Here is a 14,867-nt window from a genome sequence, read left to right on the forward strand (position 1 = left end):
TTCCCCTCCCATGGGAATTCTCTTCGGAAGACGCTGACCGGGGTGCGGTCACCCCCATTGCGAGTCGCCCAGTTCGAGGGGTGCGGCAGCAGAAGTGAGCAGCTCGGCCTTTACGTCCGCCCCGCCCCCCGCCGCCACACCGAGGGCCGCACCGACCACCAGCGCAAGTGCGGCGACGATTTTTCGTAAAGAATTCATCCTGAACATGTCCAGGCCCCCGTGTAGTTGGTCCGGCCGATCTGTTCGGCCGGTGACAAGAATCATGGGGTGCGGATCTCGCCTTCGGCAGAGGAATCCCTGAGCATGATCATGTAATTCCAGAACCTGAAGGACGAACAGATGTGCACCAATCCGGGCATTCCTGGCGCGTCGACGCCGGTAGGAATCTGCGAGGAGGGCTTGGCCTTCTACGCAGGCGTACTACAGGAGCGCCCGCCAAGCGGTGAATGTCCCGAATGCCTTGTGGCGCTGGGGCTGATTCAGCAGACCCGGGAGCAGTTGGTGGCCATCCCGCCCAGCCTGGCCGGTGAGGTCCTGACGCGCCCCATGGAGCAGGCCATCGACCGCGAGCGGAGCACGCTCGCCGCGGTGCGCGCGGCCATGCAGCGCGCGGAGGAGGTCTACCGCGACAGCCGGCGGGCCGACGGCGAGCAGGCGGTGCGGGTCATCAGCGACGCGGACGTCATCAGCACGACGCTCTCCGCGGCCGTGGGCTCCTGCCGGCAGGAACTCCTCACCGCCCAGCCCGGCGGCGGGCGCCCCCCGGAGCTTCTCGGCAAGGCGCTCACCAGCGATCTGGCCGCTCTCCGGCGCGGCGTACAGCAGCGCACGATCTACCAGCACACCATCCGCAGCCACGGCCCCACACTCGCCTACACGGGGCGGGTCTCGGCGGCCGGTGCCGAAGTGCGCACCCTGGACGAGGTGTTCGACCGGCTCATCGTGTGCGACCGGAAGATCGCCTTCGTCCCCGACCCCGCCGAGGAGCGGCAGCAGGTCGCCCTGGCCATCGAGCACCCCGGGCTGATCCGCTATCTCGTCGGCATCTTCGAGCACGCCTGGGAGCGCGCCACGCCGCTGCCGCACTCACCCGGTGAGCAACGGCCTCCCCTGCTCACCGACGACACACGCCGGGCCGTCCTGCACCTCATGGTGAACGGCTACACCGACGAGACCATCGCCGGCCGCCTCGGCATGAGCACCAGAAGCGTCGCCACCCACGTCCGTAAGACGGCAGAGGCCTTCGGCAGCCGCAGCCGTGCCCAACTCTCCTACCTCATCGCCAAGGCAGGGATCCTCGACGAGGATCCCCCGCCGCCCCCCTCACCGCTCCGCGTACCCACCCGCGCCGAGAGGGACGAGGGAGATTCCACGGCGCGCAGACCGTGACCCCGGGGGCCGGGGGCCAACGGCGTCGGCCCCCGGGGCAGGCTCGTTTCTCGGCCCGCTCCAGGATCGCCACGCACTCCTCATGGTGCGTCATCGGGAAGATCTCGACCTGAACGGGCCGGGAAAGGCGCCAGGTCAGAAGCGGTATTCCGGCCCATCCCCCGTCATGAAGGCGCCACGAGCGCCAGTGAAGGGCACGACCGGTGGTGGGAGGCCCGCGTCGTCTAGCCGCACGCCCTGCGGGGAGACGGGTCGGGCCTGGAGGGAACGAGTCGCTGAACCGGTCATCGAGCCGGTTGCGTACCGCCGCACGGCCCGCGCCCTCGCACGGCGGCCTCGCACAACCCTTGCAACCATCGGAAGCCCGTCGGTGTTTGGTGAGTGATGGACAAAACAGCCGAGCCACTCTGCGAACGCCTGGCGACGGATCTGGACGACGGTTTCACGGAACTGGTCCGGGTCCACGCCTCAGCGGTCCATGCCTTCTTGCTCCGGGTGACGGGAAACGCCGCGGAAGCAGACGACCTGGGCCAGGAGGCATTCCTGCGCGCCTACACGGCGCTGCAGGGGTACTCCGCGGAACGGCGCCGTGCGCTGCGTCCCCGTGCGTGGCTGATGACGATCGCCGCGAACGTGTGGCGCAACCATGTGCGCACTTGCGTCCGCAGGCCCGTCGCCGGCGCCCGCGTGGAGGATTCCTGCGAGAGCTGGCCGGCCGCCGGGCCGGGGCCGCAGGAGCGGGCGGACACGGCCGCCGACCGGGCCGTGCTGGTCGCGGCGCTCGCTCGATTACCCGAGCGGGCCAGAGTGGCGGTGGTCCTGCGCCATGTGGTCGGAATGAGCTACGCCGAGGTGGCCACGGTGCAGGGCTGCTCGGTCGGTACGGTCAAGGCTCAGGTGTCGAGAGGGCTCGGCACCCTGCGTGAACTGCTGGAACCAGAAGTCGCGTTGCTGAGGGAGGTGACGATGTGAACCGAGGTGGGGAATGGACCTCGCAGCCGGAGGGCCGGGTGGAGACCGCACTGGCGGGACTTGCGGGCCCCGCTCCCGGGGACTTCGCGGCCCGGGTGCTGCAGCGGGTGGGAGTCCCGAGGGACCGTTACGACACGTATCTGCACCTCGACGCGCCCGCCGGCGGGCTGTATGTCGCGTACGGGGTGGAGTCCGTGACGGGATCCGCGTTGGGGGGAACGCTGCCCGGCCCCCGGGCGTTCGAAGAGGCGCACCTCGCCCGCACGGGGCGGAGCGCGATTCCCACGACACGGCCCCTGCCGGGTCTGCGGACCGCGTTGCGCACCGGTCGGACCAAGAATTTACGGATCGATCTTCCGGAGCTCACCGAGGCGGAGCGGGCCGCGCTCGATGCGGTGCGCACCATTCCACGCGGGCAGCTGCGGCCGCTCGCCTGGGTCGCGCGGGAGGCCGGGCTCGCCGGCTCCGCCGCTGTCACCGAGGCACTGGTGGTCAATCCGGTGCCGCTACTGATCCCCTGCCACCGGGTCACGTTCGACGACGGCGGTCCCTGCGATCTGCGGTACGGGCCCATCGTGGGCGCGGCCCTGCGGGACGCCGAAGGGATCGACGATGATCTGGTGGGACTGGCCCGGTCGGGGACGGTGTTCCTCGGCAGCGACACCACACGGATCTACTGCCATCCCACCTGCGCCCATGCGCGCCGGATCGCCCGGTCCCATCAGGTGCCGTTCCGCTCGGCACGGGCCGCCCACGAAGCGGGCTACCGCGCCTGCAAGAGCTGCCGTCCGATAGCGGCGTAAGGCCCACGGCGGAGTGGGGTCCGCCGTGAAGTGAGGCCGGTCCCGGCGTGCGGTCCCGCGCGCCGGGCGGAGAACAGCCGCGTGCCGAACGCCGCGGGGTACGGGACCGCCATTCAAGTCACCCAGCGGGGAGGAAGACGTCATGCATGCCAGGAGCCGCAGCGCGGCGAGCGAGGTGGTGGGCTCCGTGGTCCTCGGGGAACACCTGACACCGATCGGCCGCCTGGCGCTGGCCGCCACCGATGAGGCCCTGCTCTACTGCGGTTTCTATCCGGTGGACGCCGTACGTCAGCGCCTTTCGACGGGTGTCCGGGAGTGCGGGGACGAGGCGGAAGCCGGTGCCGGGCAGCTGGCTGTGTTGCGGGAGACCCGTGAGCAGCTGGACGACTTCCTCGCGGGCAAGCGGCGCACGTTCTCCGTGCCGTTGGATCCGAGTCTGGCGACGCCGTTCAGCAAGGAGGTCGTACTGGCGGTGGCCGAGCAGGTGCCGTACGGCGGAACGGCGACCTATGGGGAGCTGGCCGCCTCGGTGCACCGGCCCGGCTCCGCGCGGGCGGTGGGCAAGGCACTGGGGGCGAACCCGTTGTGTGTGGTGCTGCCCTGCCACCGGATCGTCGGTGCCTCGGGCCGGCCGACGGGGTACGCGGGCGGCGTCCGGGCCAAGCGCTTTCTGCTCGACCTGGAATCCCGGGGCTGAGCCGGCGATGCGGCCGTTCACCCACCGACCCCCAGTCGTACGGCGAACCCGATGAACACCGCTCCCACCAGTGCCTCGACCACCCGGGCGGCACCGGCGTCCGCGTCCGGTCGGCGCGCCGTCGCCCGGCGGCGCAGCAGGAACACACCGCCGCTCAGCACGGCCGGCCAGAGTGCCGCCAGCGACAGATGGACGGCCGCCGGCACCGCCATCGTGCGCGCCGGGGGCTCCCCGGGCGTCACGAACTGCGGCAGAAACGCCAGCAGAGACAGTCCGACCTCGAGGTTGGCGCCGGTGCACAGCAGTCCCCGCAGCCAGCAACGGCGCAGGGACGGCGGCGGGCGGTCGGCTTCGGAGCCCGGCCGGCCCGGCGCGGGCGGTCGGCGAAACGCGGACGCAGGGCCCGTTGACCCCACAGCAGCATGGCGGCGGCCGGTGGGGCCAGGGATCGGGGTCCGTCAGGGCCGGCCGCGGCCGGGGTCGCGAAGGCCCCGGCCGCACCGCACGGTCAGCCCGCCAGGTCCGCCGACAGCGGCCGGTGTCCGAGGCCGACCTCGGTCTCGGGCAGGCCGGGGAAGACCGCGGTGACGGTGGTGCCACTGCGTACGGCGGGGATCTCCTGCCGCAGCCGGGTCAGCGACGTCTTGCGCTCGTGCCACGGGCACACCAGCCGGTTGCCCTCGGGTGCCAGGCCGGCCAGATGCAGCGGGCCGCCGCGATGCGGGCAGCGGGCCCGCATCACGAAGGAGCCCTCGTCGGTCCGCGCATACACATACGGTTCGCCGGCCACCACGGCGCAGTTGTCCCGGCCGGCCACGGAGAAGGTCACTACATGCACTTCTTGTAGTCCCCCACCGAGTGGATCTGGTAGACGCACTCCTCGGACTCGATGATCGCGCCGTGCAGCCGGTTGCGCTGGATGACGGTGCCCTCGCCCGCTTCGAGGATCTGGTGCGAGTCGAAGCCGGAGACGAACTTCATCGTCCCGGAGACGATGTGGCACAGCTCGTCACCGTCGTGACAGTGGGTGTTGGACAGCTCCCCGTACGGTTCGACGATGTCGGCGACGGGAGCGGTGACGCGGCCGCTGGAGAGGGCGTCCCACACCGGTGCGTGGAGCTTCTTGAACTCGGGGCCCTTGTCCATCCAGGCGATCTGGGTGGCGAAGTCCTCGTCGGCGATCTCCTGGATGCGGCGGTACTCCTCGATGCCGCGGACGATCTCCGGGATGATCTGCTCGCCGTGCTGGGCGACCAGCGGACGGATCAGCTTCTCCAGCGCCATCCGGCCGTGGTGCTGGTCGATATGCACGTGCTCGGTGAAGTACTGGGTGTCGGCGCGGTCACCGAAGACGTCCTTGAGCAGTGCCGTGGCCCGCCGGCAGAAGTCCACCAGGGTGGCCTCGGTGTAGTAGAGCGCGCCGACGTAGCGGAAGAACAGTTCGTGGTTCTTGCCCAGGTAGTGGAAGTAGTTGTTCATCAGCAGGCTGCTGTTGAGGTAGTACTGCCAGTACCGGTGGACGTCGGTCTCGAGTCCGACCGACTCCAGGGTGCGCTCGAAGAGCCGGCTGTGCTTGGTGTCGTGGACGCCGTAGCCGTACTCATCGATGACGATCTTGAACCACTCGGACTGGGCGGCGCCGTAGTAGCCGAGCACATTGCGGATCATCGGTGAGGCCTCGGAGAGGAAGTCCGGGGCGAACTGGATGAGCCACATGCGGGCCGCGCGCTCGCGGTCGGTGGAGTCGGCGATGGCCTTCTCGGAGAGGGAAGGGCCGGCCGGTTCGTGGGCGTTGAGAGACTCGAGGTAGGCCTCCAGGCTCTCGGCGGTCCACTTCCCGGACGTCTCGACCTCCTTGTCGAGGAAGCCGAAGGCGTACCGCTCCAGGGCGGGCCGGATCATCTCGCCGAGCACCCGGTTGGACGAGCTGTAGAAGCTCTTGAAGTCCTCCCACTTGCCCTCGCCGCCCAGACCGCCCTTGGGCAGGAAGACCAGGTCGGCCTCGTAGATGCTGGTGAGCAGGCGCTGCACGGCCAGGCTGCTGTAGTCGAGTATTTCGTCGCGGTCCGGGATCCGGTCGAGGTCCAGGTGCCGGAGCACCTGTGGTCGCAGCTGGCGCCGGTAGGGGTTGTCGCTGTTCTGCCACTCCTCGTTGTCGAGGTAGATGGGGTTGCTGGCATAACGGACGACCGCGTCGCGCAGTTCCTCGCCGTGCAGCTCGAACGGCTCGTAGGGGAACGGAGTGTGGCTCATCGGTTCAGGTCGGCCTTCCTGTGAGGTGGGTCCGGATGCTCAGGTCGCGGAGAGGCTGTGGTCCGTCCAGTGCAGTTCCACGTCCAGCAGGTCTCCGGCGCTGACCGGGGCCGGCTTCTCGAACGGGATCAGCGCCTGCATCCAGTGGGACCCGACGTTGTCGGGCGAGTTGCGCAGTACGACGCCGGAGCCGAGGTCGAGTTCGAACCAGGCGACCATCGCGGTGGCGTCCCCGGCGGCGGTGGCGGGTACCCGGACGACCCGGCTGCCGGCCTCCAGCGGATCGGTGAGCAGATCGAAATCGAGCAGCTCGACGGGGTCGGAGAGAATCTCGTGCGGCCAGGTGTGCAGCCGTACGGGGAAGTGCCCCCGGGTCGACGCCGCGTTCATCAGTGACACGTCGAAGCCGCCGGCGTTGCCGACGCGGTTGAGGCCGTTCGCCACCTCGCTGTGGATGAGCTGCCCGTACACCCGCGCGGCACCCGGGATCAGGACGCCGCCGGGGGCGAGGAGTTGGGTCCGGGCGTGGCGCATCGTGGGCAGCAGCCCTTCGCCGATCAGTCCGCAGTCGACGATCTCGGAGATGAGGACGTCGACCGGGCGCTCCAGATCGCTGCCCATGTCCAGATGGGTGGAGCGCTTGTTGACGACGGTGATGACGTCGGACATCCCGTGCTGGGCGATGATCTGCCGCGCGATCTCGGCGAGCAGCGGGTTCTCCTCGCAGGTGACAACCCGGCCGGCACCCGCCCGGGCGGCGGCCATGGCCAACAGGCCGGTGCCGGTGCCGATGTCCAGGACGTGGGAGCCGGCCGGGATGCGGCGCTCCAGCGCCACGATGAGGGCGTCGTTGCGTTCGGTGTCGTTGAGCATCGCGAAATGCCAGCGCGGGACCGTCCGGGCGGCGATCTCGGCGAAGGCCGCGGACTGCGGGGACAGGCTCTCGCGAGGCCGGGCCATGGCGTCGACGGTGGCGGTCGCCAGCCGGTTCAGCTCCTGCGCCTGGGTCTGCAACGAGGCGAGCGCGAGACGCAGTCCGGGGGATGCGTCGAGGTCGAGCGCAGTGAATTCCTCGTCCCGGAATTCTGCATTCCCGTTGGCCGGGGATTTGGCGGAAATACTCATGACAGTGTGTGCACGCTCCTCCGGAATGAATTTCCGAATTGACGGCCGCTGGGGATGAATTGCCCATGGGGGCGAAGCGGGTCGTTCTCATCCTCAGGACACCATCCGCTCCGGGGGCCGGGCAAGGAACCCATTCGGAGTGCGGTCCTACTGCGGTACTTGAAGATTTCATGAAGGATGGCGACCGATTTCTCGCGGAACTGCCCGCAGGCCCGTACGCACCCCTGGCAGTTCCTCGCCTGCTCACGGGCGATCCAGGCGCCGGGTACCACAAAGGAATTGCGGGCGTTTGCGGCACTCGGGCAGGCGTCATTCCGGTTCGGCGTCACGGGGCGCCGAACCGGGTTGACGGGCAGGGGAATTCGCCGGTGCGCGGCGGGGCCGGCCGGCCTCGTTCAGGCGGCCCGGCCCAGGGCCACGGTGTGGGCGGCCATCGCCAGCAGGGAGAGCGTGATGTGCCGGTACCAGGCCGTCCAGGTGCGGATCTCGTGCCGGTCGAGGCCGGTGTGCAGGCGTGCGGCCTCCAGGCAACGCCGCGCCTGGCAGCGGGCGACGGCCGCGGCCACCATGGCATGACCGCTGGTGCCACGGGGCGCGTGCACCAGATAGCACTCGGTCCGGGGCACCTCCGGCCGGCGGTGCAGCAGCAGCGAGCGGGTGAAGCCGTCACGGAGCGGCGCCGCGGAGCTCCCACGCAAGACGTCCGGCACCGCCAACCGGGCCCATCTGCCGGGTACGGTGCCGGGCTCTTCCCCGGCGGGGGACGGCCACCAGCGCTGCGGGGGAACGGCCGCGGCGGACGGGACGGCGCCGAGCCGTCTGGCCGGCGCGGCGAAGACATAGCCGATGCCGTTCTCCTCCAGCCAGCCGCGGAGCGCGTCGTCCTGGCCGTAGTCCTGCCCCCCGCACACCCATTGGAAGGGTACGGACGAGTCGATGGCGCGCTGGATCATCGTCCGCGCCAGCTCGGGTTTGGTCCGGTACGCGAGGCGTCCCTCGGGGACACCGGCCTTGACGCAGCGCTTCGGGTCGTCGGTCCAGGACTCCGGCAACAGCAGCTCGCGGTCCATCAGGGCGTGTCCGTGCGGGGAGATGTAGGCGGTCATGATCGCGGTCTGGCAGTTCTCGACGCGGCCGGTGAGCTCGGTGTACTGGCGTGCCGCGGCGACGGTCTTGGCGCCCTTCTTCAGGGCGTCGGTCTGGCCGAGGACCAGCATCGCCCCCGGATGGCCGAGATTTTCCGAGAGGTAGCCGCGGACGGTGCCCTGGACCGCGTCGGCATCCCAGCGGGCGCGGGTGAGCAGGCGCTGCATCCGCCAGGGCGACGAGTCCCCCACCCGCTGCGCAAGCTGCCAGGTGTTGCTGCGCCGGCCGTCGGCGAGCAGACCCAGGGCGTACTGCATCGCCTGTGCCCGCGGTTCGGGCCGGGCGAAGAGCGGTCCGATGCGCGCCCCCAGATCGGCGAGGACCGCGTTCAGCCGGCTGTCGTCCCCCCGGGGAGCCTGCTGCCCGGCGGCGGACGTCTCGCGGTCGGGGCCAGGGGTCAACGGGTGCGGCGCCGGCACCGGATCGGGCGCAGGCGAGTGGGCGGGCGCGGGCGCCGGGTCGGGTGCGGGCGCCGCGGCCGCCTGGGCGGTCATGGCTATTCGGACGGATTCCGGGGTCGGCAGGACGGTCGGTAACGCTGCATCCGCCGGTCTGGTGGCGCACTCGGTAACAGTCACTGGAGCTCCTCCGTCGGGCGCACGGCCACGGGGCCGCACGCCTGCTCTGGCGCGGTACGTGCTGATTCCAGGTGGGGTGAATAACGCTGTGATTGCAGCGAGAAAACGGACAGATGCCTTCCGGTATTCGCGGGCACGCACATGCAGCCACGCGAAGTCTGGCCGCTCAGGCCCGGTCCGTTGTGAACCCCCCGCTACGCCGAACGGCCCGGCCGCCGACGTGAACAAACTAAACGTCAGTTTGCTTCTTGATCGCCCGAACGATGCCCCCCGCATCCGTTTCGGACCTGCTCCAGCGAACCTCACGCCTCGAAGTCCCGACAACTAAAAGGTAGGCAAATAGAAATTCAAGCGTAGGTCACGACAGAAGACCTCCGAGGGGCTGGCGAAGGAACATACTTGCTGGTAGGGCGTGGTTTCGGCGCCCCGGCGGGCCGAGATCCACCGGCAGTGGAGAAAGATCGCGTAAGTCGGCTTGCCCCGAGTGCCGTTCCTGAGGCGCTCCCTCCGCAACCTTCTGGGGCGTCACGGTGTTCCCAAGGTGTAGGGCGGAGAATTGACAGCAAAGACCGACGGGGCGACACACCGGATCCCACCTCAGAAAACACCCCGGAATTCTCATTCCGCGAGAGAGCGGCAGCCCTCGGCGGCACACGATGATTCCAGCCATACTCCGCCGGGAAGGCCACGGCCCGACCGCGCGACAGATGAAGACGGCCCCCTGGAGGCCGAGGGCCTTCCAGGGGGCCGGAGTTCACACCGGGAGTCCGCACCGCGGTGAAGCACCCGGAGCGCGCGGACGAAGGATCGGGCGAGGGACGGGCCCGGGATTCAGGCCGGCCGATGGCTCGCCAGGGCGCTCTCGACGTCGTGGCCGTGGAGCCAGTCCTGACGCTCCGGTGCGGGGACGCTCATCGCCGCGTCACGCTCCCGCTGGGCCTCGCCGTCCGGCAGGTGGAACGCCGTGCTGTTGCCCCGGGAGCTCTCCTGCACCAGCGTCGTCCGTGGCCGGCGTAGCGATTCGTACCGCTGCAGGGCGGCGGGCAGCTCACCCGGGACGGCCTCCCGCAGACAGGCCGCGAGCGCCACGGCGTCCTCGATGGCCTGGTTGGCGCCCTGACCCAGAAACGGCAGCATGGGATGGGCCGAGTCGCCCAGCAGCGTGACCCGACCGGTGCTCCACCGCTCGATCGGATCCCTGTCGTGCAGTGCCCACAGGCTCACGTCGTCCGCCGCGCCGATGAGCGAGGTGACATCCGCGCACCATCCCTCGTACGCCGCGGCCACGTCCTCGACCCGGCCCCGGCGCGACCACGACTCGTCACCGGACCCGCTGGTGGGCACCGTCGCAACGAAGTTCACCAACCGCCCACCGGACACCGGGTAGCAGACGAAGTGCCGCCCCGGTCCCAGCCACAGCTGCACCCGGGGTTCCGCCACCAGGCCGGGTATCCGCCGGCTGTCGACCAGGCCGCGGTACACGGACTGGCCGGAGAACCGCGGCCGGTCGGCCACCAGGGCCCGCCGCAGCACGGAGTGGATGCCGTCGGCGCCGACCACGGCATGCGCCTCGGCGTGCGAGCCGTCCGCGAACCGCAGCACCGCGCCGTCCGGCCGCTCCTCGACCGCGGTGCACCGCGCGTCCAGCCGCACCACGCCCGGCGGTAGCGCCTCGACCAGCACGCGGTGCAGGTCGGCGCGGTGCAAGGCGTAGTACGGCGCGCCGTACCGCTCCTCACTGTGCTTCCCCAGCAGCCCGCGGCTGATCACCGAACCGTCCGCCCAGCGCCGGAACTCCATGGCCTCGGGCACCACGGCCACCGCCCGCAACGCGGGCTCCAGGCCGAGCCGGTGCAGCAGCCGGGTGGCGCTCGGGGAGAGCTGCACCCCCGCGCCCACCTCCGCCAGGCGGGGCGCCTGCTCGTACACCCGGCACCCCAGCCCTGCGCGGTGCAGTGCAAGTGCGAGCGTCAAGCCCGCCAGTCCTCCTCCGACCACGGCGATGCGCGGCGGTGCGTCCTTCTTCATCGGCCCCTCCTCCACAGGCGTGTGTCCCTTCGGACACGGTCACCCGCAGAACACCGCAGAGCCCAACTCAGTTGCGTTCTCGGGGAAATTCGCCTCCCCCGGACGGCGAAGTACCGCTGTAGCCGCCGACTTCTTCTCCATTCGGCGCCGAAGCCCCGAGGATGTTGCCCAAGCCGCCGCCGGGCCATAAGAATCTGGGTCCGGCGGGAACGTACACGGGCCGGGTCCGGAGCGCCTCATAAGTTCGCTCCGACGTACGCCGGCCCGATTCCGAAGAGTTCACCGTTCTCCGGGTATTCCTCAATCCGCAGTTGCGACTGACGGTTCCCGTATCACCCGTGCTTACGGAGGGTGCTGTGCCCCTACTACCTCTCAGCGGAAAATCGTTGCGCCTTGCCCGACTTTCAAGGCCCGGCGACGGAAAATTTCTGATCGTGCCCATGGACCATTCCGTGGCCGACGGCCCCATAGCCGACGCCGCCGGATTCAGCCGGATCGTCGGTGACGTGGTGACGGCCGGCGCCGACGCCCTCGTCGTACACAAGGGGCGCGCCCGCGCCATCGAACCGAGCCAGCTCAACGGCGCCGCCCTGATCGTCCATCTCAGCGCCAGCACACCGCACGCACCCGACGGCGACGCCAAGGTTCTCGTCGGCGGCGTCGAGGAAGCGGTGCGCGCCGGGGCGGATGCCGTCAGCGTGCACATCAACATCGGCTCGGACACCGAAAAACGTCAGCTCGCCGACCTCGGCGCGGTCGCGGCGGGTTGCGAACGCTGGGGCATGCCGCTGCTGGCGATGATGTACGCACGAGGTCCGCGCATCCAGGACCCCTGCGATCCCGCACTTCTCGCCCATGTGGTGAGCATCGCCGTCGACCTCGGCGCCGACCTGGTGAAGACCGTCGCGGCGGGCACGGCGGAGGACATGGCCGGCATCGTCGCCAAGACCCCGGTGCCCGTCGTGGTGGCCGGCGGCGCGGCCGACAGCCGCGACCTCACCGACTTCGCGCACTTCGCGATGGACGCCGGCTGCCGCGGACTCGCCGTCGGCCGGCGGGTGTTCCACAGCCCCGACCCGGCGGCAGCGGTCCGCGCTCTGGCCGCCGCCGTCCACGCACCACGATCGCAAGCCGCCCCGAATTCAACCTCCCTACCCGAATTGGCAGGTGCGATGTGAAGTTCGCCTGGATTGACATTCGTTCCGTTTCCGCCGATCAGCGCGAGGCGCTCGTCGAGGCGGCCGTGCACGCCCGTATCGACGGCATCGTCGACGACGGACCGGAGATCCTGGCCACCCTCCCCCCGACCGTCCGCAAGGTGCTGGTCGCCAAGGGCCCCGGCGACGGGGCCGCGGCGGACCGGGACGGCTACGACGTACTGCTCACCGATGTCACGGACACCGACGGGCTCGCGGTGCTGCAGGGCCGGGCCCTGGAGGGCCAGGACTCCGTGGCGGCCCATGTGCCGGTCCACGACGACGCCTCGCTCACCCTGGCGTGCTCGGCCGCACGGGCCCTGCCGTACACCGCGGTCACCTTCAAGGACCCCACCAAGATCCCGCTGGAGATCGTGATCGCCGCGGCCGACAAGGCCCCGGGGCAGCTGATCTGCCGGGCGGAGTCCCTGGAGGAAGCGAAGATCATCCTCGATGTGCTGGAGAAGGGGTCGGAGGGCCTCCTCCTCGCCCCGAAGACCGTCGCCGAGGTCCTGGAGCTCGCCGAGCTCCTCCGGACCGACACCCCGCCGCTGCAGCTCACCGAGCTGACCGTGGAGTCCATCGAGCACAGCGGGCTCGGCGACCGGGTGTGCGTCGACACCTGCAGCTACCTGCACAAGGACGAGGGCATCCTGGTCGGCTCGTACTCCCACGGGTTCATCCTGTGCTCCAGCGAGACCCACCCGCTGCCCTACATGCCGACCAGGCCGTTCCGTGTCAACGCCGGCGCCCTGCAGTCGTACGTCCTGGGCACCGACAACCGCACCAACTACCTGAGTGAGCTGGGCGCCGGCGACACCGTCCTGGCCGTCAGCACCACCGGGCGCACCCGCCGCGTCGTGGTCGGCCGCGTCAAGCTCGAATCGCGTCCGCTGCTGACCATCAAGACCCGCGCCGAGGACGGCACCCTGGTGAGCCTCGCCGTCCAGGACGACTGGCACGTGCGGGTCCTCGGCCCCGGGGACGCGGTGCGCAACGTCACCGAGCTCAAGAAGGGCGAGAAGCTCATGGGCTACCTGGCCACCGACCAGCGCCACGTGGGCTGGCCGGTCGGCGAGTTCTGCGTCGAGAAGTAGACCAGCGCGCCGGCCCGGGCGCCTCGGTACGGATCCGTCTGCGAGGGACCCGTACGGGGCGCCCGGGCCGGCAGTGCGCGAAGTGGAGGGAATTCGCACCATGGATGAACTCGCCTATCAGCCGGCCGCCCGCCTCGCCGGGATGATCCGCCGCCGTGAGCTGTCCCCGGTCGAGCTGGTCCGGTCCTGCCTCGACCGCATCGAGCGCCGGAACCCGGCCGTCAACGCCTTCGTCACCGTCTGCGCCGACGAGGCCCTGGACGCCGCCCGGCGCGCGGAGCGGGAAGTGCTCAGCGGCAACCCGCTGCCACCGCTGCACGGCCTGCCCGTGGGCATCAAAGACCTCGATCCGGTGGCCGGAATCCGCACCACCCAGGCGTCGTTCGCCTTCGAGCACGAGGTGCCCAAGGCGAACGGCGTCAGCGCCGAACGGCTCCAGAGGGCCGGCGCCATCGTCATCGGCAAGACCAACACCCCGGAGTTCGGCCACAAGGCCATCACCGACAACTTCCTGTTCGGTCCCACCAGCACGCCCTTCGACCTGAGCGCCAACGCGGGCGGGTCCTCGGGCGGCGCCGCCGCGGCCGTCGCCGAGGGGCTGGTGCCCATCGCCCAGGGGTCCGACGCCGGCGGCTCGCTGCGCGTTCCCGGGTCCCTGTGCGGGGTGTTCGCCCTGATGGGCACCTTCGGCCGGGTGCCCACCGTGGTGCGCCCCAACGCGTTCGGGCTGCTCAACCCGATGGTGTGCTACGGCCCCGTCACCCGCACCGTCGAGGACGGGGCGCTGATGTTCGAGGTGATGGCCGGCCCGCACGCCCGCGACCCGTACTCGCTGCCCGCCGCGCCCGAGCGCCTCTTTGAGGCACTGCACCGCCCGCTCACCGGGCTGCGCGTGGCCTACTCCCCCGATCTGGGAGGTTTCCCGGTCGAGGCCGATGTGGCGGCGGTGGTGCGGGAGTCGCTCGGGGCGCTCATCGACGACGGCGCCGAGGTCGTCGAGATCGACATCAAACTGCCGCGCCCGCACCAGGAGTTCACGGCGCTGTGGCGGCGCATGCAGGCTGTCCGCCAGGTGGAGTTCCTCACCCGGATGCGGCGGGCCGGGGTGGACGTCCTCGCCCACCGCGACCGCATGGCGCCCACCTACCTGGAACTCCTGGAGATGGGCGCGCAGCCCTCGGCCGTCGACTACCGGCTCGAGGACATCCTGCGCAGCGAGCTCCTCGACTGCCTGGAGGACGTCTTCGACGAGTACGACCTCATCGTCAGCCCGGTGACCTCGGTGGCGCGGATACCCAACGCCACCGACCGCACCACGGTGGGTCCCTCAAAGGTCGCGGGCCAGAGCGTCAACCCGCTGGTCGGCTGGTGCCTCACCGGCCTCTACAACTTCATCGGCAGCCCCGCCGCCACCGTGCCCGCCGGCTTCACACCGGCCGGGCTGCCGGTCGGCCTGCAGGTCGCCGCCCGGCGCTTCGACGAGCCGCGGGTCGTCTCCGCATGCGCCGCCGTCGAGCGCCGCCGCCCCTGGCACGAGGGCTACGAGCGCCTGGAGCTGCGGCGCGAGCGGGAAGGCTGAGACA

14 protein-coding genes are annotated in these 14,867 nt (G+C 70.5%); 7 read left to right on the forward strand and 7 right to left on the reverse strand.

Annotated features, from left to right (window positions below; all coding sequences use genetic code 11):
* Nucleotides 1–48 precede the first annotated feature (48 nt).
* Nucleotides 49–264 carry a hypothetical protein gene (locus ABT345_RS28740; protein ID WP_345086743.1) on the reverse strand — a complete coding sequence of 72 codons (216 nt, stop codon included), beginning with the start codon at nt 262–264 and terminating at the stop codon, nt 49–51.
* A 135-nt stretch (nt 265–399) separates the two neighbouring features.
* Here ABT345_RS28740 and ABT345_RS28745 point away from each other — a divergent pair, with 135 nt between their 5' ends.
* The 4 genes from ABT345_RS28745 (at nt 400) to ABT345_RS28760 (ending at nt 3,861) form a co-directional block, all read left to right on the forward strand.
* Complete coding sequence (locus ABT345_RS28745; RefSeq protein WP_345086745.1) at nt 400–1,389, forward strand: LuxR C-terminal-related transcriptional regulator; 990 nt, start codon at nt 400–402, stop codon at nt 1,387–1,389.
* A gap of 384 nt (nt 1,390–1,773) precedes the next feature.
* Nucleotides 1,774–2,361, forward strand: a complete 588-nt coding sequence (locus ABT345_RS28750; protein ID WP_345086747.1) for an RNA polymerase sigma factor — start codon at nt 1,774–1,776, stop codon at nt 2,359–2,361.
* The gene (locus ABT345_RS28755; RefSeq protein ID WP_345086749.1) at nt 2,358–3,164 is read left to right on the forward strand and encodes an MGMT family protein; all 807 of its coding nucleotides are present in this window, start codon (nt 2,358–2,360) and stop codon (nt 3,162–3,164) included. Before ABT345_RS28750 ends, ABT345_RS28755 begins: the two co-directional genes overlap by 4 nt.
* Before the next feature lie 142 nt (nt 3,165–3,306).
* Nucleotides 3,307–3,861, forward strand: a complete 555-nt coding sequence (locus ABT345_RS28760) for a methylated-DNA--[protein]-cysteine S-methyltransferase (protein ID WP_345086751.1) — start codon at nt 3,307–3,309, stop codon at nt 3,859–3,861.
* Nucleotides 3,862–3,878: 17 nt separating this feature from the next.
* On the opposite strand, the gene ABT345_RS28765 is transcribed toward ABT345_RS28760, so the two are convergent.
* The 6 genes from ABT345_RS28765 to ABT345_RS28790 form a co-directional block, all read right to left on the reverse strand.
* Entirely contained in the window at nt 3,879–4,277 is a 399-nt protein-coding gene (locus ABT345_RS28765) for a LysE family transporter (protein ID WP_345086753.1), read from the reverse strand.
* Nucleotides 4,278–4,369: 92 nt separating this feature from the next.
* A complete protein-coding gene (locus tag ABT345_RS28770; RefSeq protein WP_345086755.1) occupies nt 4,370–4,690 on the reverse strand; it encodes a Rieske 2Fe-2S domain-containing protein in 321 nt (106 codons plus the stop codon).
* Entirely contained in the window at nt 4,690–6,114 is a 1,425-nt protein-coding gene (locus tag ABT345_RS28775) for an iron-containing redox enzyme family protein (RefSeq protein WP_345086757.1), read from the reverse strand. The genes ABT345_RS28770 and ABT345_RS28775 overlap by 1 nt, the downstream gene beginning before the upstream one ends.
* Before the next feature lie 39 nt (nt 6,115–6,153).
* Nucleotides 6,154–7,239: a 50S ribosomal protein L11 methyltransferase gene (locus ABT345_RS28780; RefSeq protein WP_345086760.1), complete on the reverse strand. Its 1,086-nt coding sequence runs from the start codon at nt 7,237–7,239 to the stop codon at nt 6,154–6,156.
* Nucleotides 7,240–7,634: 395 nt separating this feature from the next.
* Nucleotides 7,635–8,696: an IS701 family transposase gene (locus ABT345_RS28785; RefSeq protein ID WP_425584431.1), complete on the reverse strand. Its 1,062-nt coding sequence runs from the start codon at nt 8,694–8,696 to the stop codon at nt 7,635–7,637.
* Between the two features lie 1,098 nt (nt 8,697–9,794).
* Nucleotides 9,795–10,991: an FAD-dependent monooxygenase gene (locus ABT345_RS28790; protein WP_345086764.1), complete on the reverse strand. Its 1,197-nt coding sequence runs from the start codon at nt 10,989–10,991 to the stop codon at nt 9,795–9,797.
* A gap of 356 nt (nt 10,992–11,347) precedes the next feature.
* On the opposite strand from ABT345_RS28790, the gene ABT345_RS28795 reads away from it, so the two are divergent.
* The 3 genes from ABT345_RS28795 (at nt 11,348) to ABT345_RS28805 (ending at nt 14,863) form a co-directional block, all read left to right on the forward strand.
* Complete coding sequence (locus ABT345_RS28795; RefSeq protein WP_345086766.1) at nt 11,348–12,169, forward strand: 2-amino-3,7-dideoxy-D-threo-hept-6-ulosonate synthase; 822 nt, start codon at nt 11,348–11,350, stop codon at nt 12,167–12,169.
* Nucleotides 12,166–13,284, forward strand: coding sequence for a 3-dehydroquinate synthase II family protein (locus ABT345_RS28800; protein WP_345086768.1), 1,119 nt, complete (start codon nt 12,166–12,168; stop codon nt 13,282–13,284). Before ABT345_RS28795 ends, ABT345_RS28800 begins: the two co-directional genes overlap by 4 nt.
* Before the next feature lie 100 nt (nt 13,285–13,384).
* Nucleotides 13,385–14,863, forward strand: a complete 1,479-nt coding sequence (locus ABT345_RS28805; RefSeq protein ID WP_345086770.1) for an amidase — start codon at nt 13,385–13,387, stop codon at nt 14,861–14,863.
* Nucleotides 14,864–14,867: the final 4 nt, after the last annotated feature.

The organism is Streptomyces sp. NPDC000404 (assembly GCF_040300365.1).
GTDB lineage: Bacteria > Actinomycetota > Actinomycetes > Streptomycetales > Streptomycetaceae > Streptomyces > Streptomyces ramulosus.

Excerpts from the sequence above, each read along its gene's own strand:
- ABT345_RS28740 (WP_345086743.1), bottom strand. The coding sequence starts at position 264 with ATGATTCTTGTCACCGGCCGAACAGATCGGCCGGACCAACTACACGGG.
- ABT345_RS28750 (WP_345086747.1), top strand. The coding sequence starts at position 1,774 with ATGGACAAAACAGCCGAGCCACTCTGCGAACGCCTGGCGACGGATCTG.
- ABT345_RS28760 (WP_345086751.1), top strand. The coding sequence starts at position 3,307 with ATGCATGCCAGGAGCCGCAGCGCGGCGAGCGAGGTGGTGGGCTCCGTG.
- ABT345_RS28775 (WP_345086757.1), bottom strand. The coding sequence starts at position 6,114 with ATGAGCCACACTCCGTTCCCCTACGAGCCGTTCGAGCTGCACGGCGAG.
- ABT345_RS28780 (WP_345086760.1), bottom strand. The coding sequence starts at position 7,239 with ATGAGTATTTCCGCCAAATCCCCGGCCAACGGGAATGCAGAATTCCGG.
- ABT345_RS28790 (WP_345086764.1), bottom strand. The coding sequence starts at position 10,991 with ATGAAGAAGGACGCACCGCCGCGCATCGCCGTGGTCGGAGGAGGACTG.
- ABT345_RS28805 (WP_345086770.1), top strand. The coding sequence starts at position 13,385 with ATGGATGAACTCGCCTATCAGCCGGCCGCCCGCCTCGCCGGGATGATC.